The following is a 20,555-nucleotide window of genomic DNA, read 5'->3' on the forward strand; positions in this document are numbered from 1 at the left end:
CTGTCCAGATCAGCGCCAGACCGGCGTTGGCCAGATTGCGGTATTGGACTTCTTTCTCCAGCAACTCCTGCTCTTTGAGCTTGCGGTCGGTGATGTCCAGTATGAAAGCGGCAATCTGTTCATCCGGGCCCGGCAGCCTCGTGAGCGTGATTAAGATCGGAACACGGGTTCCATCGGGCCGGATATATTCCTTCTCATAGGATGTGCCGGCTTCCAGTTTGCCGAGCGCTGCGATAGCTTTCTCATCGGCTTGCAGCCATTCGGGCGGTGTGATGGCGCGCCAATCCACTTTGCCGGATTCAAAATCCCGACGCGCAAATCCGATCAGGTTCAAGTAGTAATCATTGGCTTCCAGAACCTTTCCGGAGGCCTCGGCAATAATCATCCCGACGATATTGGAGTCCATGAACCGCCGGACGCGATCATAGGCCAGACGCATATTTTCTTCAGCTTTAATGCGTTCACTGATGTCCACGATGGTGGTTATGAAAAAGAGAGGTTCACGCTGCCGGTCGCGCTGAATGGCCACGCTGATATCCGCCCAGATGTATGATCCGTTTTTATGGAGATAGCGCTTGATAAAACGGATGGAGTCCTGCTCGCCGTTCAGCAGCAAATTCAAATGGCTTTGTATGGCGTCAATATCTTCCGGCGGCGTAACGTCCTGCCATTTCATGTTTCTCATCTCGTCTTCGGCATAGCCCAGCATATCGCAGTAAGCTTTGTTGACATTTATTTCACCCGTCGGAAGTGTAATCGATTTTCCGACACTGGCCGCTTCGAAGACCAGCCTGAATTTCTCTTCACTCCGGCGCAGGGCGGCTTCGGCTTTCTTCCGGAAGGCAATTTCCCGGAAAAGCTTCCAGTTCCAGGCGCCCATTCCCAGCAGAATTATGGCAAATACGGCCAGCGCATACCAAAGCAGGGTATAGTCGAAGCCATGCTCGTAACGGATGGGCAGCCATTTCCGGTAGATATCGTTACGCTGGGTTTGAGAAATGGAATCGAGTGCCTTTTGCAGGATTCCCGCCAGTGGCGCCCAGTCAAGGCGTACAGCCATGGATTGGGCATTAACATAGGGAGTCTCTCCGGCGATTTTGAGGTTCGCCATTTTCAGTTTCGCCATGTAATAACCAACCACCAGCATATTATCGATGTAGGCAAAAACATCGCCGCGCTGCAGCGCTTTCAGGCCTTCCTCGACGGTCTTAACCCGGACGAGTTGAACGGTGGGAAAATCCCTCGGAATCCAGTCCGTAACCGCATAGCCATCAACCACGGCGACCTTTTTTCCCTCCAGTTCATGCATGCCGTCCAGGTACGTGACATCCGCATGGGCGACAATGACAATCGGGATTTTCATGTAAGGCCGGGTAAATGCCCAGAACTTTTCCCGTTCAGGCGTCACGGCCACGGACGTGGTCATATCAATATCTCCACGTTTCAGCCGGGCATAGGCTTCCTGCCAGGTAAGGCCCCGGATGCGCTCAAATTTCATATTCAGCATTTCTTCGATGAGCGCCAGATAATCCCCGGCCATACCGACAAACTCTCCTTTTTCATCGGCAAACTCCACCGGCGGCCATCCCGGGTCCTGAACCACCCGGATAACGGGATGAGCGGCAAGCCAGGCGCGTTCGTCCGCCGTCAATTTTTGAAGAAAGGCAGGCGAAGCCGCAGGAGCCGTATTACCCTGGTCCGCCCGTGCTGCAGGGGCAATGCCCGCAAACCCGATGAAGAGCAACAGCAGCACAACGGCTGCAAGCCCCGGGCGATTTCTTCTTTGTTGAAAACCCATGGAGAATTCCCTTCTCGTGTTTCGTCATTCGTCGTTCGTAGTTCGTGAGGCCCCACGCGGGTGACGCGAGCATTGTTCGTTTTTTACGAGATACGAACGACGTGATACCACCCTGCGGGTGGTAAGCGAGCTACGTCCTTATCGTTTCACGAACCACGAGATACGTCTTTCGTTGTCTCCAGCTCCGCAATCCGCTTTTTGAGTTCGGCCATTTTCAGTTCCCTGCCCACAAAGACCTTATTGGTTTCTTCAAGCTGGGCGATGGTTTGTTTCAGTTCAGCCGTTCGCTCCTGAACCTTCTGCTCCAGTTCGAAGTTGAGCTGATGGATTTGCTCCTCCGCCAGCTTGCGCTCGGTGACATCTCTGAACATCCCGACCAGACATTCTTCCCCGTCGAAAATAAGCGGAGAAGAGCTGATATCGGCGAAAAATACCGTCTTGTCTTTTCTCATGACCGGAATATTCCGCGCGGTTAATATTTCTTTTCTCCGCAGCATTTCAAAGTGACGGATGACGTGCGGGAGGGATTCTTCGGGATGAATATCAGACACTCCCAGCTTCAAAATTTCTTCCGTCGTATAACCCAGCATCTCACATATTTTCCGGTTAGCCATGGAGAGCCTTTGATCGCCAATTCGAGCGATAAGAATTCCATCGGATGCGGAATCAAAGATGGTTCTGAACTTGAGTTCCGCTTCTTTAAGCGCGGCTTCCGCTTTCTTTCGTTCCGTGATATCGCGAATGATCATGCTTGTGCGGTCCTGATGCTCCCGATCCTGGAACAGCGCCGTGGATACCTCCCCCGGAAACGTCGACCCGTCTTTACGCAGAAAGGTCAGTTCACCGGTAAATTTACCGGTCCGGGCCCGTTCCGCAAGCGCCGCGGCCAGGCGCGGGTCCGTGTTATCCAGAATTCCCGCGCGTCCCGCGGTTTTGATTTCGTCCTCGCTTCTGCCGAAAATGCGGCAGGCGGCAGGATTGGCGGCGAGAATTTCCCCGTCCGGAGTCGTAAGCAGGATGGCATCGTAACTGGAATTGAATAAAAGCCGGTAGCGCTCCTCGCTTTCGTCCAGCACGGCGGCGGCCTGAATGGTGGAGAGATGGTCCGAAAGAACGGTGCCGGCCAGAATGGTCGCCAGCGGATATAGCAGGAGAATGGGAAGACCCAGACGTTTGAATGTTGCCAGCCAAACGCCCTCGGGCAGCGTGACCATCAGGGCCACCATTACCGCATGAACGGCAAGTCCCATGCTGTACAGGCGAAGGATCGACGGCGGCGAAATGAAGGGCTTGAAGCGATAGTAAGCCACAAGGCCGATGATTGATGACTCCAGAATGACCAGAACGCCCATCGCCGTGCCGATGCCGCCCAGCGCGACACGGCAGGCAAGAACGATGGCGCAGGACACAGCGGCTGTCCAGGGTCCGAAAAACAGGGCGCAAAGGCTGAGCATGACGGAGCGGCCGTCGAAAATCAGTCCCTGACCCAGATTGAGCGGCCGCAGCATGCCGAGTACGGCCACGCTGCCGAACAAAACACCCTGAAGCAGAACACCCGTGCGGGTATCCCGGGGCCAGCGCCTGTCGATGAACCCGGAGATTACGCTCAAGGCCACCAGAAGCGCCAGATTCAAAATCAAGTCGAGATAAACCATGTCCCCCCTTTAAAGAATAATTACGGCGATCCTCAATCGTTGTAATCGTCTTTTAAAATCGCTGTAATCTTTCCCTAATCACGTTTTTCCCTCCAGCTCAGCGATTCTTTTCTTGAGTTCCATCATCTTCAGCTCCCTGCCCACGAATACCCGGTTCAGATCTTCCAGCTGGGCGATGGTGCTGCGCAGTTCGGCTGTCCGTTCACCGATTCTCTTTTCCAGATCTTCGTTGAGCTTGCGGATTTCTTCGAGCGCCGCCTCCTTCTGGGACTCCGCCTGTTTACGCCCGCTGATATCACGGATAATCATGCTGGTTTTGAGCTTGCCTTCGGCGTCTCTGAAAATAACGGAAGATATTTCGCCCGGAAACTTCGTGCCGTCTTTGCGCAGGAAAGTGAGTTCGCCGGCAAATCTTCCCGTCCGCTCCCGTTCTTCCAGCGCTTTCGGCAACCGCGGATCGGAAGCATCAACAACACCGTCTCTGCCTATCCTGCATATCTCAGCTTCACTCCTCGCGAAAATACGGCAGGCTGCCGGGTTGGCTTTCAGGATATTCCCGCCCGGTTCCGTCAGCAATACGCCATCCATACTGTTTTCAAATAAAGAACGATACCGTTCCTCGCTTTCCCGCAGGGAAAATTCAGCCTGTTTTCTTGACGCAATTTCAGCTTCCAGCGCCGAGTTGACCTCTTCGAGCTTCAGCATCTTATGTTCCAGTTTGCGGATCAGGGCTTCGTTGTACTCCTTGAGCACAACTTCCTCCGTATTCTGTTCCCGAGGTAAACTTGATTTTCCGTCTCTATTGGCCATCAGGACCGGCTCAATCCGGTTCAGAAATTCCGCAGGCTCCGTCGGTTTGACGATGAACGCATCCGCGCCCATGTTGAGCGCGAGTTTCTCGTCTCTCGGATCGGTATAGGTCGCCGTATAGAAGATGAAAGGGATATGCCGCAGCTGCTCGTCCTTTTTTAGAATTCTGCAAAAGGTAAAACCATCCATTTCCGGCATCAGGATATCCGATATGACCATATCCGGCACGTTGGCCCGCACCTGAGCCAGAGCTTCGCTGCCGTTATGCGCCTCTTCGACTGTGTAGCCCTGGCCTGTAAGCAGCATGCGCAGAAGATAGAGATTTTCATCATTATCATCGACGATTAAAATATGCTTCATGACGTGGTTCCTCCCTTTAACGGCAGGGTGAAGGTAAAGGTGCTGCCCTTTTCCCAGACACTGGCGGCGCTTATTTCACCGCCCATTAAATCGGCCAGACGCCGGCAGATAGCGAGCCCCAAACCTGTTCCTTCACTCTTTCGCGCGATGCCCGTGTCCAGTTGCCGAAACGGTTGAAAGAGTTCCCGCAGATCTTCAGGGCGGATGCCGATTCCCGTGTCAGAGACGCTGATTTGCACGGCAGGCACGGGATTTGACGTCCGGTCCGCGAAGGCCGGCCGGTATCCCGGGATCACCGCCGCGGACAATGTGATTATGCCCTGCTCCGTAAACTTGACGGCATTGGAAAGCAGGTTGAGCAGAACCTGTTCGACGCGGCGCTCATCGCCAACGGCTTCACCCACATCCGGCCCGATGCTGACGTTCAGGGTAAGGGCTTTTTTCGCGGCTGAAGGCGCCACCGTGGCTGCGGCTTTCTCAATCACGGCACGCAGGTCGAAAGGCTCGGCATACACTTTATACTGACCGGCCTCGATCTTGGATATGTCGAGCACATCGTTGATGAGCGATAAAAGATGCTGTGAGCTGCCCTTTACCATCCCCAACTGCTTTCTTTGCTCGTCGGTGAGGGGACCCGCGAAGCCCTGCAGGATGATCCCGGTAAAGCCGATGATCGAATTAAGCGGCGTGCGGAGTTCATGGGACATCGCCGCCAGGAAAGCGGATTTGATGCGGTCAGCCGCTTCGGCGCGCTCTTTGGCCACAGCCAGCTCATCCAGCGTTTTCCGGAGGGATTCTTCCATGATTTTGCGCTTGGTAATATCATTGCCTACGGACAGGATTTCCGTCAATGTGCCCGATTCATCGAAGATCGGTTTGTTCGTCCAGGCAATCCAGACCTTTTCGCCGTTTTTCCTGATATTTTCATTTTCATTAAAGGTATGTGTTTCGGGATTGCGGATAATATCCTCGATAAGCCAGGCAAGGTCTCGTCCTGACGATTCCAGAACCGGAACGATGGAACCCAGGATGTTCCGGCCGATGATTTCCGACTCGGCAAAACCGAAAAATTTCTGAGCGTAGGCATTGAAAAAAGTAATGGATCCGTCGGGGCCCCATCTCAAAATGATGCTGTTGGCGCTTTCGACAAGGTCGCGGTACTTTTTTTCGCTTTGCAGCAGGGCTGTTCTGACGATGTCTCTCTCTTCTATTTGCCGGACCAGCTGTTCGTTGGCGGCAACCAGCGAAGCGCTTCGTTCTTTAACAATTTCTTCGAGATGCTCTTTGTAATCTTTCAATTCGCGCTCGGCGACTTTGCGGTCCGTGATGTCCCGTATGGATTCTATCGCGCCGGAGATGTTTCCTTCGCCGTCGATCAGGACTGATGCCGCGCCGGAGAGGTAGCGGTTGAGCTGAGTATTATATCGTTCAGCGTGCAATGTGTTCTCTCTTTTCTCCAGATAGTCGTAAGTTTCCAACCGGGCCGGGTCGCTTTCTTTCATGACCAGATCAATCAGGATGGGACGGCGTTCTCCGAAAAAGGGGATGGCATATTCGTAATCGCATTTCCCGATCATGTCTTTTTTGGATATGCCGCTCAAAACCTCCATCGCTCGGTTCCAGGCAATGACCTTTCCACGGGTATCGACGGCGAACGTCGCATCAGGGAGGAATTCAATAATGTCATACAACTGCTTCCGGGCGGTAGAGCGGGACTTCTCTGATTCACTCCGTTCGTGCGTCAGCACCGATAAACAAAGCGTAATGATGGAAATGACCCCGATATAGGTTTGAAGATAAAGGAGCGATTTTTGTGAGAGCTGACCGGTGAGAGAACCGGCGCCGCCGATGATGGAGAGAATCGCAATTCCTGAAACCAGGATTACGGCCGCCGCCGAATACAAGCGCCCGAATCTTAATGCAATCCAGACCAGGGGAGGAATAATCAGGTAATCCAGCTGATAATCGTAACCGAAGATCACACCCGTCGTTATCATCAAAACGACAAATACCATTACCGCTTCGATTAACTGTGCTCCGGTAATCGTTTGCGGCACCTTTTTTGTAAGCATGATGATCATCGGGGAAATGATCAATATTCCGGCGGCATCGCCCAACCACCAGGTAAGCCACATTTGAGAGGCAACCGGCCATTGCCCGGTAGCCAGACAAAAGCTTACGACCCCGATCGAGGGACTGACCAGGGTGGCAAGCAGGCTTCCGAAAATAATGAAAACGAAGAGCTCTCTAATCGTGTTAAAGGGGTTTTCAGTTGCGGCAAAACGCCTGATGAACCAGGCTCCGATCAATCCCTCAAGCATGTTGCCGAAGGCGGTGGTGAGAGACGCCGCAAGATAGTACGCAGGTGCAAGACCTGCGCCTTTCAGGGCAAGCACATTGGCGAAAAAGGCGCCGACGAAAACCGCCGGCCCCATCTTGTATCCCCAGAGCAGAACAACAGCCAGAGCAATGCCGGAGGGCGGCCAGACGGATGTGGCGTTGGTGTTGCCGACGGCCAGCAGCAAGGACAACCTGGCCGTTATAAAATAGATAACGGCCGCGGCAATCATCATACCGCCGAAACGCAGACTGATGTTTGTTTCTCCGCTTTCTGCTTTCATAAGCACCTGCTAATCTTTTAAATCATTTCTTCTCCAACTCATCAATCTTTCCCTTGAGCTCCCGCATCCGCAATTCCCGGTCTACGAATACTTTATTGATCCGCTCCAATTCGGCGGTTTTAGCCGATAATTCAGCGGTGCGCTCAATGACTTTCTGCTCCAGGCTTGCATTGAGCGAAACGATCTCTTCTTCCGCCTTCCTGCGATCGGTAACATCCCACACCGTTGATATCACCAGTTGCTTGCCGGGAATTGAAGTATTTTTGGCCGTAATATAAGTCGTTCCTTCTCCCTTGCGGATGATGGGCACATTTTCCCAGAACATTCGGGCCGGATCGCCGCTCTCCATGTCGGTCAATACCCTCGTCCGTACTTGTTCTCTTATCTTTTCGTCTTCATAAACCACTTGCCAGAACGCGTCCGGATCTTTAAGCGCATCTCTGGTCGTGCGGTAAAATTTGGGGAAATTGTCATTCATGTACTCAAACTTCACGGAAGGATAGACGGCGTTGACGGCGACGCCGATCGGAAGGGAGTCCATAACGGCTGTAATCATCTCTTTGCTCTGGCGAAGCTCCAGCTCGGCCTGCTTCTGGGCGGTCACATCGATGGCCGTCGTCAGGAAATACGCAGGTTGATGGTCCGAATCCCGCATCAATTTCACACTGACATCCGCCCAGACAACGGCGCCGCTCTTGTGCAGATAGCGCTTCATAAAACGGGCGGTATCGGTTTCACCCGCGAGCAGCGTATTCATTATTTTCTCGTTCGGTTCGACGTCGTCGGGATGCGTCAACTCCTGCCATTTTTTATGAACCAGTTCATCTTGTGCATATCCCAGCATCACACAGAAAGCTTCATTAACCTGCATTTCACCTGTCGGCTGCATGATTGATTTCCCCGCGTTGGCTGCCTCAAATACCTGGCGGAATTTTTCTTCGCTGGCCTGCAGCGCCACGGCAGCGTCCAGTTCCCGGTGATAAAAGATGTTGCGCTGGCGCTGCCAGAAAATCCAGACCGCCGCCGCCGCTCCGAAAATGAACACACACACCATGAAAATCATCATGAGAAGATGTTGTCGAACAGGCGCGTCGATTTCATTTCTGTCCATACGCGCAACCATAAACCAGGGCGAATCCGGCACCGGCTTGAGCGCGGCCAAAACCCGCTTGCCGCGGTAATCGATGCCGTCCATGACGCCTTCTTCTCCGAGGGCTGCGCGGGCGGCCGGCAGATCCTGCCGGGACAGGGAAAAGCGCAGTTTAAGCGCCGTGCCTTTTTGAAATTTCAGTTCGTTTAAAAAGACCACCTCGTTGCCTTCGCGGCGGACGAGCAGTGTTTCCGCCGTTTTAACGGGTGTCGGCCAGCGCGAAATCATCGGATAGAGATAAACAGTCGGATCGATAACTAGGGCAACCGCGCCCAGAAAACGGCCATTTTCGACAATCGGATTGATGATAGACAGTGAAATGGGCCGATCGGGGGCTTCCCGATGAAGATCCAGGAAAACAGTTTTTCCGGATTTTCGAATCGCCGGAATGAGCTTCTGAATTTCATCGCATGTCCGGGGCGATTCGGAGACAACAGACTGCCGCACCCGGCCTGACGCGTCCATCAAAATCACATTCCTGTAATAGTAAACGGACGACAGTTGACCAAGCCAGAGCCGCATATGCTTATTCGCGCCGGCGTCCGCCGGCTGGTCCATCACCCGGCGCACCAGCTGAGCAAAAACGATGTTTTTCTGCAGCAGCAAACCGTCCGAAAGGCGTTCATTGCGCCACTGAACGATTTCCGCCACCTTCAGTTCCGCGATGGAAGACAGGGTGTTTTCCACTTCCATCCGGTGATTTTTCTCATAATTCCGGTAATACATGTATCCGGTCGCCGCAATACCGGTGGCAATCAGAACAAACAGGGTAATGAGGGCTACCGGCACGTTTTTTTCTTCACGAAACGTCAGGGGTGAACGAAGGAACGAGTGGCGGAATACACCCCAGAAAATAATGAGCAATCCTGCGGCGATGAGCGGAAGCAGCGGATTAAACGTGAAATTGCGAATAATCGTGAACGCCGGAACAGCCGCAGCGACAGCCATGATGAATGTCCCCAGTCCGATGGTCAGAAATTGGCCCCGGTCCCGGCGGGCAATTCGAACAGACGTGGCGGACAACACCGTGATGCCTATGACCACCAGCGCGTAGGAATAAACAAGGTGAACCCACATCCAGGGGCCGGGGATCCTCGCGCCGGTCTGGGCGATAAAAAATTGGCCCGCCTGGTGGAAGGCAACCGGCCTGATCACCCAAAACCCGTGCAGGGAACTGGTCCATATCACACCCTGCGTGATGATCGGAATAATGAGAAGGGCCGCAAGACGCCGCGGCGTCAGCCAGTTGGCGTGTCCGGTGAACTGAAGCATGAAAGTGATCCAGACCACAGGCAGCGTGGCAAGACTGATAAACCGTAAATCGAACCAGAAAAGCGCCCACTCTCCGGTCGGCGCGATAATGGACAGTCCTTCCATGAGCGCCATCAGGCAGATAAGCAGGCAGACCCACATAAATGCCGTACCGCCTGCCACATGACGATGGCGCCTGGAATAATCGGCCAGAAATCCCGAAATAGCAACCACGGCGGGAATGGACAAAAGATACAAAATGAGCGCCCGGTTCAAGTCTGATTTCCTCCTTTGGGTCAATCAGGCCATCATGAAGGATTGACGGTAAAGGTTTTCAAATTGACGAAGCCCTGTTGATGACTAATTCTATAGGGATAATTTATAAAGTCAAATTTAATTTTATCGCAGGTTTGCGGTCCTGGCCCGTCTGATTATTTACGGCATCCCGAAGGCCGGTTCGCGTCGCGGATATCTTGCCAGGACAACCATCACGAGTTATACTTTTAACCATGAGGCAGGGACTTGTATTCAAAATAATCTGATCTATAGACATGATGAAAATATATCGCCGTGAAGACAACCCTGAAAAGGACGTTTTTTCAACTGTATGGTAAAAATAACAAAGTTCTGTTATGGTTTGCCGTCGTCATTCCAAAAATCATAAAGTGAGAAGAGACATGCCGCAGGAAGACTTGAGTAAGCTGAAAATCGACCAATCGGTCAAAAAAAGTGTTACAGGCGGCCGGATCAAAAAACCCTTCGTGATCGCCGGTCTGGTTTTCCTGCTGATCATCGGCGCTGTTCTGTACCGGCTTGGCGTGATTTCTCCTACGGCCACGGTGGATGTAACGACCGTTTCACTGGTGTATCCCGCTCAGTCCCTGTCGGTATTGAACGCCAGCGGTTACATCGTCGCTCAGCGCAAGGCGGCGGTAGCCTCCAAAATAACCGGTCGTCTGACGGCGCTTCTGGTTGAAGAAGGCAATCTGGTGAAAAAAGGGCAAATTCTTGCGCGGATGGAAAACGCCGACGTCACCGCCGGGAAAGGTCAGGCTGCGGCCAATCTGGCCAACGCGAAGGCGATGCTCAGGCAGGCGGCGGTGGAACAGGATAATCTTCAACAGGAACATGACCGTTACCGGAGACTGATCGCCGGCGGTTATGTGACTCAATCGGAATACGACGCGATCCATACCCGTTACCTGCGCTCGCAGGAAGCGGTAAAAGGGGCGCGGGCCGCAATGGAAGCGGCCGCAGCCGCGCTTTCGGGCGCTGAAGCAAGCATTGATTACACCTTGATCCGGGCTCCGTTTGACGGTGTGGTGCTGACTAAAAATGCCGACGTAGGCGATATCGTTACCCCGCTGGGAGCATCTTCCACGTCCAAAGCCGCCGTCGTCACGCTGGCCGATATGGATTCGCTGCAGGTGGAGGTTGATGTATCCGAAACCAGTATCACACTCATCAAAGTCGGGCAGCCCTGTAATATTCAGCTTGACGCCCTCGCCGACCTTCGCTTCCGCGGCGTCGTGCATGCCATTGTGCCGACGGTGGACCGCGCCAAGGCAACGGTTCTGGTAAAAGTGCGGTTTCTGGACAAAGATATCCGGATGCTGCCGGATATGAGCGCGAAAGTGTCTTTTTTGTCCCGTAAACTCGCGGAGGAAGAGATCAAACCCAGATTGGCCGTTAATCAGTCGGCACTGGTCCGTGTGAAAGAAAAAAATATCGTCTATCTGATTCAGGAAAACAAAGTGCGCATGACGGCCGTATCCACAGGCGGAAAATTAGGAGACATGCAGGAGATCACGGCAGGCCTGAAACCGGGCGACCGCGTCGTGCTCAAACCCGAAGGACTCACGGACGGAGCAAAGATCAAGGTGGCGGAGAGGTAATTCGTAGCTCGTAGCTCGTCGTTCGTAGCTCGAAGTTCGCTTGCCACCCGAGAGGGCGGTATCTCGTTAAGAGACGAGTCACGAGATACAAACATCGAGACACAAGGAGGTATTTTCCATGCGCGTGTTTAAAAATGCCGAATTTATTTCCTGTGAAGAGAAAAATCGCATCTTCACCTGCCTGGTGGAAAAGGACGGGAAAATTGCATTTTCCGGCGATCAGTTGCCGGAAGAATTCAAGCCGGGCGAACCGGTGGATCTAAAAAACCGGTGCGTTCTCCCCGCGTTCGGCGACACGCACATGCACTTCAGCTCCTTTGCCTACTTCAATTCCGGCCTGGACTGCCGTGACGCGGGCGACTTTGCAGAACTGGGAGAACTCATCCGCGCCTCGATCGACCGGAGGAAAAAAGAAAAAGTCATCCTCGGCTTCGGCTGTTCGGCGCACACCGTCCGCGAAAAAAAACTTCCGGACCGGCATGACCTGGATCGCATTACCGACCGGCCCCTGATGATTATCAAATACGACGGCCATGCCGCCGTCGGGAATTCCGCGCTGATAGCTAAAATGCCGGCTGCAATTCTTTCCGACCCGGGATTTGATAAAGACACGGGCTGGTTTTATTTGAACGCTTTTTATCTGGCGGTAAACCGCATTACGGCATCCGTTTCGCTTCCGGAGCTTTTCAGAAACCTGATTGCGGGAAGCGATGCGCTTGCCCGGAGAGGAATTGCTCTGGTGCATACGGCGGAAGGGGTCGGGTTCCCGCTGGATCTGGATGTGGATTTCATGCGCTTCGCCAACCGAGGCCTGCCGCCATTGTTTCAGGTTTTTTTTCAGACAATGGATGTCAAAAAAGTCCAGCGCCGCAAGTTGCCCCGCATCGGCGGCTGCTTTGCCAATGCGCTCGACGGCTGTTTCGGCTCGGAAGACGCGGCGCTCAAAGCGCCCTACACCAATAACCCCGCCAACCGGGGCACGCTTTTTTATCCGCAGGCCGCAGTCAACGACTTTGTGATCCAGGCCAACCGCGCCGGTCTGCAAATTGCGGTGCACGCCATCGGCGATGCGGCCATTGATCAGGCGCTGACCGCTTATGAAACGGCACTCAAGGATTTTCCCCGCACCGGCCATCGTCACATTATCATCCATGCCGACCTGATGGATGCAAAGGCTATTGAAAGAGCTGCAAAGCTCAATCTCTGCATCGCCCTGCAGACGCCGTTTTTATACTGGCCGCAGGAGCCGGTGGAATACCTTCAGCGTATTCTGGGACAACGTGTGGATAATCTGATACCGCTCAAAAGCATGCTGGATGCCGGCCTGACCATTGCGGGCGGCTCCGACGCGCCCTGCACGCTGCCCGATCCTGTCGCCGCGATTTTCGCGGCCTGCAATCACCCCAATGCGAATGAATCCGTATCGGTTCTGGACGCTCTGCGCATGCACACGTCATCGTGCGCGAAACTTTCTTTTGACGACAACACGCGGGGAACGCTGACGAACGGGAAGCTTGCGGATTTTGTCGTACTGGATAAAAATCCCCTGCAGATGCCAGCGGAGCAGCTCAACACCATCAAGGTCGAAGCCCTGTATCTGAAAGGTGAAAAATATGAAAGACAGGGGGAGCGAAGCATTGGGAGCCTGTTGATGGATTCGGTAAGGAATAAATATGGACGATAGGCTGTAGGCTGAAGACCGAAGGCAAAACCATCAACTCTTGTCATTGACAAATAAGCAAATATTGAGATTACATCCAGGGAAATGATGATCGAAGAAAAAAAAGCAATTGTTGAAATCAACAATATTTATAAGTCCTATCATCGGGAAAGCCTGGTGGTGCCTGTGCTGTATGATATCACCTTTGACATTGCCGAAGGGGAATTTCTGGCCTTGATGGGACCGTCCGGTTCCGGCAAGACCACACTTTTAAATCTGATCGCCGGCATCGACAAGGCGGATTCCGGCACCATCCATGTGGGCGATATCGACATCACCACGCTTTCGGAGACCGAACTTGCGGCCTGGCGCGCAAATTCCGTCGGCTTCATCTTTCAGTTTTATAATCTGATTCCCGTACTCAAGGCGGTGGAAAATGTCGAGTTGCCGCTGCATCTGACCACGCTGTCCAAAAAAGAAAGGCGGCAACATGCGGAAATGGCCCTGAACATGGTGGGACTGGGGCACCGGATGGATCACTATCCCAGTGAAATGTCCGGCGGCGAACAGCAGCGCGTAGCCATCGCCCGCGCCATCGTGACCGATCCGACCATTCTGGTGGCCGACGAACCGACCGGCGATCTGGACCGCGTCTCGGCCGAGGAAATTCTTTCCATGATGGAGCGCCTGAATCAGGACATGGGCAAGACCATCATCATGGTCACGCACGATCCGCGAGCGGCTTCCCGCGCTTCCGTGCTGCGCCATCTGGATAAGGGGTATCTCAACCATGATGCTCGTCAAAATCCTCTTTAGAAACGCCTTTCATAACAAGCTCAGGAGTTCGCTCACCATTTTGGGCATTGCCGTGGCCATCCTGGCGTTCGGTTTACTGCGCACGGTGGTCAGCTCCTTTTACGCGGGCGTGGAAGCGGCATCCACCTCGCGCCTCGTCACACGCAACGCCATTTCCATTATCTTTCCACTGCCCATTTCCTACACGGAAAAAATCCGGCAGGTGGAAGGCGTCAAACTGGTGTCCTACGGCAACTGGTTTGGCGGCGTCTATATTAATGAAAAAAACTTCTTTCCGAATTTTTGCGTGGAGCCCCATACCTATTTCGCCCTGTATCCCGAATTTGTTCTGGATGAAAAACAGAAAAGAGCTTTTATGGCCGACCGCAAAGGCGCTGTGGCGGGGAAAAAACTGGCGGCCAAATACGGCTGGCGGGCAGGTGATACCATCACGCTCAAAGGAACCATCTATCCGGGCAACTGGGAGTTTATCCTGCGGGCGATTTATACGGGCCGCGATAAGACCGTTGATGAAACGCAGTTTTTCTTCCATTGGGCTTATCTCAATGAAGGGATAAAAAGAACGTGGCCCGGCTCGGCCGAGCAGGTCGGCTTTTACATGATCGGCGTGGCCCGGCCCGATATCGCGCCGGATGTGGCGCTCACGATCGACAAATTATTTAAAAATTCTCTGGCGGAAACATTGACGGAAACGGAAAAGGCTTTCAATCTGGGCTTTATTGCCATGAGCGAAGCCATCGTCACGGCCATTCAGATGGTGTCGTTTATCGTCATCTTTATCATCATGGCCGTTGTCGCCAATACCATGGCCATGACCACCAGGGAACGCACCGGCGATTATGCTATTATGAAAACGCTGGGGTTCGGCGGAGAGGACATCACGATTCTGATCTTCGGCGAAGCGCTGGTGCTCACGCTTACCGGCGCACTGATCGGCATTATCCTGACGTTCCCTCTTGCGCAGATCTTCGGCCATCAGCTCTCAACGTTTTTTCCGGTCTTTCTGGTTTCCACCCGGACGATTTACATGGACATTGCCGCGGCGTTGCTCATCGCGTTTCTGGCGGCGATCATTCCCACCCGTCATGCGATCCGCATCCGCATTGCCGACGGTTTAAGGAGGATCGGCTGATGACGGTGCCTTTTTCCTACAGCTTCCACAATCTCTGGAAGCGGCGTCTGACAACCGCTTTGACGGTAGCCGGCATGGCGCTGGTGGTCTTTGTTTTTGCCGCCGTGCTGATGATGGCCGAAGGCCTCCAGAAAACACTGGTGGAAACCGGCTCGCCCCACAATGTGGTGGTGGTGCGCAAAGCGTCTCAATCGGAAGTCATGAGCACCATTGAGCGCAAATCCGCCGCCATTGTGGAAATGCTGCCCCAAATCGCCGCAGGGGAAAGCGGCGAACCCCTGATGGCCAGGGAATCGGTCGTACTGATTGCCCTGAAAAAGAAAGGGGATGAACAGTCCTCCAGTCATTCCAACGTGGTGGTGCGCGGCATCGGGGCGGAATCCCTGCGGCTTCGGCCGCAGGTCAAACTGGTGGCGGGCCGGATGCTGCGGATGGGCTCATCGGAAGTTATTGTCGGCAACAGCATCGCCAAAGGATTTCAGGGCGTGGGCCTGCAGCAGACTTTGACCTGGGGGATGCGCACCTGGACAGTCGTCGGCATTTTTGACGCGGGCAACACCGGTTTCAGTTCGGAAATCTGGGGCGATGTCGATCAGGTCATGCAGGCTTTCCGGCGCCCGGTCTATTCGTCGCTCATTTTCAAATTACAGAATCCGGATAGCTTCGACGCCGCAAAAAAGTCCATTGAAAATGATCCGCGCCTTACGCTGGAAGCGAAACGTGAAACCCGGTATTACCGGGATCAATCGGAGATGATGGCCAAGTTTTTACGGATTCTGGGCATGTCGCTGACCATCATCTTCTCCATTGGCGCGATCATCGGCGCGATGATCACCATGTATTCCGCCGTCGCCGGCCGCACGGCGGAAATCGGCACACTGCGCGCCCTGGGTTTCCGCAGGCGCAATATTCTGCTGGCGTTTCTGACCGAGTCGCTGCTTCTGGGTTTCATCGGCGGGTGCCTCGGGCTTTTCTTTGCTTCATTCATGCAGTTTATCACGATCTCGACGGTCAACTTTCAGACGTTTTCCGAACTGGCTTTTAAATTCACGCTGACGCCCGGCATTATCGCGCAATCAATGAGTTTCGCGCTCGCGATGGGGTTGATCGGCGGCGTGCTCCCGGCGCTGCGCGCCTCGCGCCTGAAGATTGTGGACGCCCTCAGGGCTGCCTGATGCAAATATTAAATTAAAGCGCTATATTATCTGGTTTCTGCCGGCAATCTATCTCATTCAATCGTTGCCCTTCAGTGCCGGAAGCATCCTTGATCTGAACATTAAAAATGGCTGAACTCTGAATTAATATGTGGTACAGGAACTGCCGACAGGCACAGCGCGGCCTACTTGCATAAGGAAAGGAACACATGATGGAATTGAAAGACATTAAGAAGGTACTTATTCTGGGCGCGGGCACCATGGGCCAGCAGATTGGCTTTGTGTGCGCGATGCACGGCTACAACGTTACACTTTATGACATTTCGGACGACGTTCTTAAGACTTCCCTGAAACGCATGGAAAAGCTCGGAGCGTCATTTTTCGTACCCACCGGCAGAATGAAGGCAGAACAGCTCCAAGAGGTCATGGGCCGCATCACAACAACATCCGACCCGCAAGCTGCGGCAAAAGACGCTGACATCATCAGCGAATCCGTACCCGAAAACCCGAAAATTAAAGCAAAGGTTTTTGCCGAGTTCGACAAACTTTGTCCGGAACGGACTATCTTTACCACCAATACATCGCTTCTGATGCCTTCGACATTCGCCGGGGCCACAGGGCGGCCGGAAAAACTCGTAGCGCTTCATTTCCATGACGCGAGGATGACCAATGTGGTGGATGTCATGCCCCATCCGGGAACGAACCCGGCGGTCACTCAGCTGGTTCACGATTTTGCCGTGAGCATCGGCCAGATCGCCATCATGCTGCACCGGGAAAGCAACGGATATGTCTACAACGCCATGATCGCGAACCTCCTGACCACAGCGATGACTCTGGCAACGACGGATGTCGCCGGCATCGAGGACATCGACCGGGCATGGATGGGTGTTACGCGCATGCCGATCGGGCCTTTCGGCATCATGGACCAGATGGGTCTGCAGACCGTCTGGACCGTCACCGATTATCTGGCGCACCAGGCTCAGGGAATCCAGGCTGATCAGATCAGGGCGAACGCGGACTTCGTGAAACAATATGTGGACAGAGGCGAACTGGGTGCCAAGACGAAAAAGGGATTTTATTCCTACCCGATGCCTGCATATACCCAACCCGGATTTCTTGCGGGTAAGACTAAAAAATAAAAGGCATCCGGGCGCGCGGGAACCGGTTTCTGAACCCCCTGACAGGGAAGCCGTCTTCCAGTAATTCTGTTTTGCGAACGTGCATCATAATTGTCCGGTTCGGCAGCCGTTGTCTCCCCGACTTCGATCAATGTCTGCAAAATACCTTCAGCAATGCGATCCTGAATCCTCGCATCCATCGGGTTCGCAAGGTGTCCTGTACACTGGTCTTTGCCGTCCTGTCATGACGGAGGCATGCAGCGAAAAAACAAATTCTTGACTATTTGATGAGTTAGGAGCACATAAAAATGAAAGTGAATCAGGCATCGTCAACAGGTTAACCGCTTATTTAAACCTTTTTTGAAGGGTGCTGTTATGGGCTGATTATGGAAACCCTGTTTCTGAAAAGATGCAGGGTTTTGTTTTGCTTACTTCATAAGCAGTAAGTCCGGTTTTTTAACGGCTGATACCAAGTTGCTATCAAACATTAAAAGGTTGATTTACCGGCATAATACCACGTAAGCTTTCAAAAATTCATAGTTATTTTTTGAAAGCAACTTGGTATAAAAACTGAAAGGAGCGTTTATGAGAAAGGCGATACTTTGCCTGCTTACGGCGGCAGTTTTATTTGTCTGTTCGAGTTCTATTGCATGGGCCGACTGCGATGACACCACCTACGAGTGCAAGACAAAGACTTATGGACCGGTACTGGGCTATGTTACGTATGGAAATTGCACGTATTGGGATTGGGGCTGGTGGTGTGGAATATGCGGCAAAGACTATGGCAAAGCCGCGCGCGGGTGCAATGACCAATACCCGAAGCAGTGCAAGGGTGAGTGCATGGCCTGCCAGAGCCATTACGCTCCGGGGTGTTACGATGTTAACGGGCGCCACAAATAGTCGATCATTCAAGACAGGCACAGGCCGGGGCAGCGTATTTGACGTTTACGCGCAAAGGGTCTTGATAATATCCCGGGCCATCTTGATTCCCAGCAGCAGATTATCGATGGAGATGCGTTCGTCAATGCCGTGGACGCGGCTGATGTCCGCGCGTTCTAAAATCATGGGTGAGAAGCCGTACGCCGGATAGCCGCGCTCCCGCCAGTAGCGGCCGTCAGTCGCCCCGGCCATTAAAAGCGGAAACACACCGGCCCCCGGAGAGCATTTTTTGACAGCCCCAGTGACCGCCTGAAAAAACGGACTGTCTGTAGGCGCGATTCCCGAAGGGGGCGACATCTGGATCATTTCTATTTTAATCCGGTCATCGGCAATGCGGGAGACAAGCCAGCGCCGAAATTCTGCAGCATCCGTTTCAGGCAGCAGGCGGCAATCGAGCCCTGCCTCCGCGCGTTCCGGAATGACGTTGATCTGATAGCCGGCTTGAAGGATATTGACGCTGACTGTGTCCCGAAGCACGGCGTTGGTGAATTTTTCTGAAGCCAGTTTGCCGCCCGCCAGCTTTAAAACGGCGGGATTATCCAGATGTCTGAGCAGGAACGAAGCGGGAAACTTTTGTGTGACAGCCAGGCCCGCAAACATGGCTGCTGACGCCTTTCCTGTTTTCAGGGGGCGGGGTGATTCGATGATTCTTTGCAAAGCTGCAAGCAGTATGGTGTTGGCGCTATTGGCATGCGGCATGGAGCCGTGCCCCGGTTCGCCTTCCGCAATAAGTTTAAAACGATAAATCTGTTTTTCCGCGACCGCTACGGCAAACATCACACCTTTTCCGAAAACATCTTTCAGTCCGCCGCTGCCTTCATCCCAAACCCATTCGGGATCGATTTCTTTTAAGTGATTTTCCACAAGCCAGCGCATGCCGTTGTCGCCTCCCGGTTCCTCGTCGGGAACGGCCGTGAAAACAACAGGACGGCGGAATTTCACACCTTCCCTGAGCAGCAATTCCAGCGCCAGCATAAACATGACGCCCAGACCCTTGGTGTCCAGTGTGCCGCGCCCCCAGACAAAGCCGTCGGCCACTTTACCGCTGAAGGGAGGATGACTCCACTGGGAAGGATCGGCGGCAACTACATCCATGTGGTGATTGATCATCAGCGGTTTTAATGACTCGCTGCCCGCGATGCGCGCGACGACCAGACCGCGTCCGGAAACGGGCTCATGGATGGTTATATCGGAGGTGATGCCGCGGTTCGTGAGCTGCTCCCGAACCCACATCGCGGCCGGCATTTCATTGCCCGGCGGATTGGTCGTATCAAACTGCACATAGCGAGCGATTGTCGCCACGGCATCTTCCATTACTTTCTTCTCATCCATCTTTTAGTCCTCACAGCACTCGTATTATAGGAAAGAATAGTGAGAAGTACAAAGAATGTCAAATCAATAAGAAACCGGCTATCTGTTTCACCTACAAGTTCACAACTTTCAACATGGGATTTAGTTGATGATTACCATTTCAAACAATCAATCCCTCATGATACCGGCAGGAAATTGCGGACAATGTATCTGCTATGCGCACATAACGTACCATCAAATTGTTTTACTTTTATTGGATGCTTTTATTGGGTTGACAGGCGCACTTGATTTGCCTATAGTAATAATAACTTGACTCATATTTTGAATGTCGTCAACCAGTTTTTTCATCTCTAATAAAAATTTAACGAACCGATTTTTTAGAAATCAAGGGAGGGTTACTAATCATGGCAGATCGCACTATACACATCACAAAATTTGATATGGATCGGTTGTTGGAACTGATAGAAGGGGTGCGATTAACGCCCAAGTATAGCAAGGTTAATCTCGATCTGTTGGAACAGGAATTATACAGTGGCATATTGGTTGACCCTATAAATGTGCCGAAAGACGTGATAACCATGAATTCCACAGTCAGTGTTACGGACACCGAATCTGGAGAGAAGATGACCTATACCCTGGTGTTCCCATCCGCAGCCAATATTTCGGATAATAAACTTTCCATATTGGCTCCTCTGGGAATGGCTCTTATAGGATACCGCAAAGGCGATACTATCGAATGGCCTGTTCCATCTGGCATAAGGAAACTCAAGGTTACTGAAATCATCTATCAGCCGGAAGCGGCAGGAGATTACAGCTTATGAGCCGTTTTTACAGAATCTCGCCTGGAGTTTTCAAAGATAGATCAATAAGGACATATCGCAAACA

The 20,555-nt window shown here is 52.9% G+C and carries 15 protein-coding genes; 8 read left to right on the forward strand and 7 right to left on the reverse strand.

Features of this window, described 5'->3' with window-relative positions; all coding sequences use genetic code 11:
• From CVU71_17860 to CVU71_17880, 5 genes are all read right to left on the reverse strand, one after another.
• Positions 1-1,798 (reverse strand): hypothetical protein (locus CVU71_17860; GenBank protein ID PKN17012.1); only part of this gene is annotated, 1,798 nt, incomplete at its 3' end.
• Positions 1,799-1,944: 146 nt separating this feature from the next.
• Complete coding sequence (locus CVU71_17865; GenBank protein ID PKN17013.1) at positions 1,945-3,453, reverse strand: hypothetical protein; 1,509 nt, start codon at positions 3,451-3,453, stop codon at positions 1,945-1,947.
• Between the two features lie 78 nt (positions 3,454-3,531).
• Positions 3,532-4,623 carry a hypothetical protein gene (locus CVU71_17870; GenBank protein ID PKN17014.1) on the reverse strand — a complete coding sequence of 364 codons (1,092 nt, stop codon included), beginning with the start codon at positions 4,621-4,623 and terminating at the stop codon, positions 3,532-3,534.
• Positions 4,620-7,244, reverse strand: a complete 2,625-nt coding sequence (locus tag CVU71_17875) for a hypothetical protein (protein ID PKN17015.1) — start codon at positions 7,242-7,244, stop codon at positions 4,620-4,622. Before CVU71_17875 ends, CVU71_17870 begins: the two co-directional genes overlap by 4 nt.
• Positions 7,245-7,266: 22 nt before the next feature.
• Entirely contained in the window at positions 7,267-9,945 is a 2,679-nt protein-coding gene (locus tag CVU71_17880) for a hypothetical protein (protein ID PKN17016.1), read from the reverse strand.
• Between the two features lie 377 nt (positions 9,946-10,322).
• Between CVU71_17880 and CVU71_17885 the strand changes: the two genes are divergently transcribed.
• From CVU71_17885 to CVU71_17910, 6 genes are all read left to right on the forward strand, one after another.
• Entirely contained in the window at positions 10,323-11,540 is a 1,218-nt protein-coding gene (locus CVU71_17885) for an efflux RND transporter periplasmic adaptor subunit (protein PKN17017.1), read from the forward strand.
• A 118-nt stretch (positions 11,541-11,658) separates the two neighbouring features.
• On the forward strand, positions 11,659-13,224 hold the full coding sequence (locus tag CVU71_17890) for a metal-dependent hydrolase with the TIM-barrel fold protein (protein ID PKN17018.1): 1,566 nt from the start codon (positions 11,659-11,661) through the stop codon (positions 13,222-13,224).
• Between the two features lie 84 nt (positions 13,225-13,308).
• Positions 13,309-14,016, forward strand: a complete 708-nt coding sequence (locus CVU71_17895; protein PKN17019.1) for an ABC transporter ATP-binding protein — start codon at positions 13,309-13,311, stop codon at positions 14,014-14,016.
• On the forward strand, positions 13,991-15,148 hold the full coding sequence (locus CVU71_17900; GenBank protein PKN17020.1) for an ABC transporter ATP-binding protein: 1,158 nt from the start codon (positions 13,991-13,993) through the stop codon (positions 15,146-15,148). The genes CVU71_17895 and CVU71_17900 overlap by 26 nt, the downstream gene beginning before the upstream one ends.
• Positions 15,148-16,323 (forward strand): multidrug ABC transporter permease, encoded by a 1,176-nt coding sequence (locus tag CVU71_17905; protein ID PKN17021.1) that lies wholly within the window; start codon positions 15,148-15,150, stop codon positions 16,321-16,323. The genes CVU71_17900 and CVU71_17905 overlap by 1 nt, the downstream gene beginning before the upstream one ends.
• Positions 16,324-16,514: 191 nt before the next feature.
• Entirely contained in the window at positions 16,515-17,441 is a 927-nt protein-coding gene (locus tag CVU71_17910; protein ID PKN17038.1) for a 3-hydroxybutyryl-CoA dehydrogenase, read from the forward strand.
• On the opposite strand, the gene CVU71_17915 is transcribed toward CVU71_17910, so the two are convergent.
• On the reverse strand, positions 17,384-17,620 hold the full coding sequence (locus tag CVU71_17915; protein ID PKN17022.1) for a hypothetical protein: 237 nt from the start codon (positions 17,618-17,620) through the stop codon (positions 17,384-17,386). The two genes, CVU71_17910 and CVU71_17915, sit on opposite strands and share 58 nt — an antisense overlap.
• A gap of 385 nt (positions 17,621-18,005) precedes the next feature.
• On the opposite strand from CVU71_17915, the gene CVU71_17920 reads away from it, so the two are divergent.
• Entirely contained in the window at positions 18,006-18,320 is a 315-nt protein-coding gene (locus CVU71_17920) for a hypothetical protein (GenBank protein PKN17023.1), read from the forward strand.
• A 45-nt stretch (positions 18,321-18,365) separates the two neighbouring features.
• Here the strand turns inward: CVU71_17920 and CVU71_17925 are convergent, their stop codons facing one another.
• Positions 18,366-19,691, reverse strand: a complete 1,326-nt coding sequence (locus CVU71_17925; GenBank protein ID PKN17024.1) for a hypothetical protein — start codon at positions 19,689-19,691, stop codon at positions 18,366-18,368.
• A gap of 383 nt (positions 19,692-20,074) precedes the next feature.
• Here CVU71_17925 and CVU71_17930 point away from each other — a divergent pair, with 383 nt between their 5' ends.
• Complete coding sequence (locus tag CVU71_17930) at positions 20,075-20,491, forward strand: transcription elongation factor GreAB (protein PKN17025.1); 417 nt, start codon at positions 20,075-20,077, stop codon at positions 20,489-20,491.
• Positions 20,492-20,555 lie beyond the last annotated feature (64 nt).

Source organism: Deltaproteobacteria bacterium HGW-Deltaproteobacteria-6 (genome assembly GCA_002840435.1).
In the GTDB taxonomy this organism is placed as follows: Bacteria; Desulfobacterota; Syntrophia; order Syntrophales; family Smithellaceae; genus UBA8904.

Excerpts from the sequence above, each read along its gene's own strand:
- CVU71_17865 (PKN17013.1), bottom strand. The coding sequence starts at position 3,453 with ATGGTTTATCTCGACTTGATTTTGAATCTGGCGCTTCTGGTGGCCTTG.
- CVU71_17895 (PKN17019.1), top strand. The coding sequence starts at position 13,309 with ATGATCGAAGAAAAAAAAGCAATTGTTGAAATCAACAATATTTATAAG.
- CVU71_17875 (PKN17015.1), bottom strand. The coding sequence starts at position 7,244 with ATGAAAGCAGAAAGCGGAGAAACAAACATCAGTCTGCGTTTCGGCGGT.
- CVU71_17925 (PKN17024.1), bottom strand. The coding sequence starts at position 19,691 with ATGGATGAGAAGAAAGTAATGGAAGATGCCGTGGCGACAATCGCTCGC.
- CVU71_17885 (PKN17017.1), top strand. The coding sequence starts at position 10,323 with ATGCCGCAGGAAGACTTGAGTAAGCTGAAAATCGACCAATCGGTCAAA.
- CVU71_17905 (PKN17021.1), top strand. The coding sequence starts at position 15,148 with ATGACGGTGCCTTTTTCCTACAGCTTCCACAATCTCTGGAAGCGGCGT.
- CVU71_17890 (PKN17018.1), top strand. The coding sequence starts at position 11,659 with ATGCGCGTGTTTAAAAATGCCGAATTTATTTCCTGTGAAGAGAAAAAT.
- CVU71_17930 (PKN17025.1), top strand. The coding sequence starts at position 20,075 with ATGGCAGATCGCACTATACACATCACAAAATTTGATATGGATCGGTTG.
- CVU71_17920 (PKN17023.1), top strand. The coding sequence starts at position 18,006 with ATGAGAAAGGCGATACTTTGCCTGCTTACGGCGGCAGTTTTATTTGTC.
- CVU71_17870 (PKN17014.1), bottom strand. The coding sequence starts at position 4,623 with ATGAAGCATATTTTAATCGTCGATGATAATGATGAAAATCTCTATCTT.
- CVU71_17910 (PKN17038.1), top strand. The coding sequence starts at position 16,515 with ATGGAATTGAAAGACATTAAGAAGGTACTTATTCTGGGCGCGGGCACC.
- CVU71_17915 (PKN17022.1), bottom strand. The coding sequence starts at position 17,620 with ATGGATGCGAGGATTCAGGATCGCATTGCTGAAGGTATTTTGCAGACA.
- CVU71_17900 (PKN17020.1), top strand. The coding sequence starts at position 13,991 with ATGATGCTCGTCAAAATCCTCTTTAGAAACGCCTTTCATAACAAGCTC.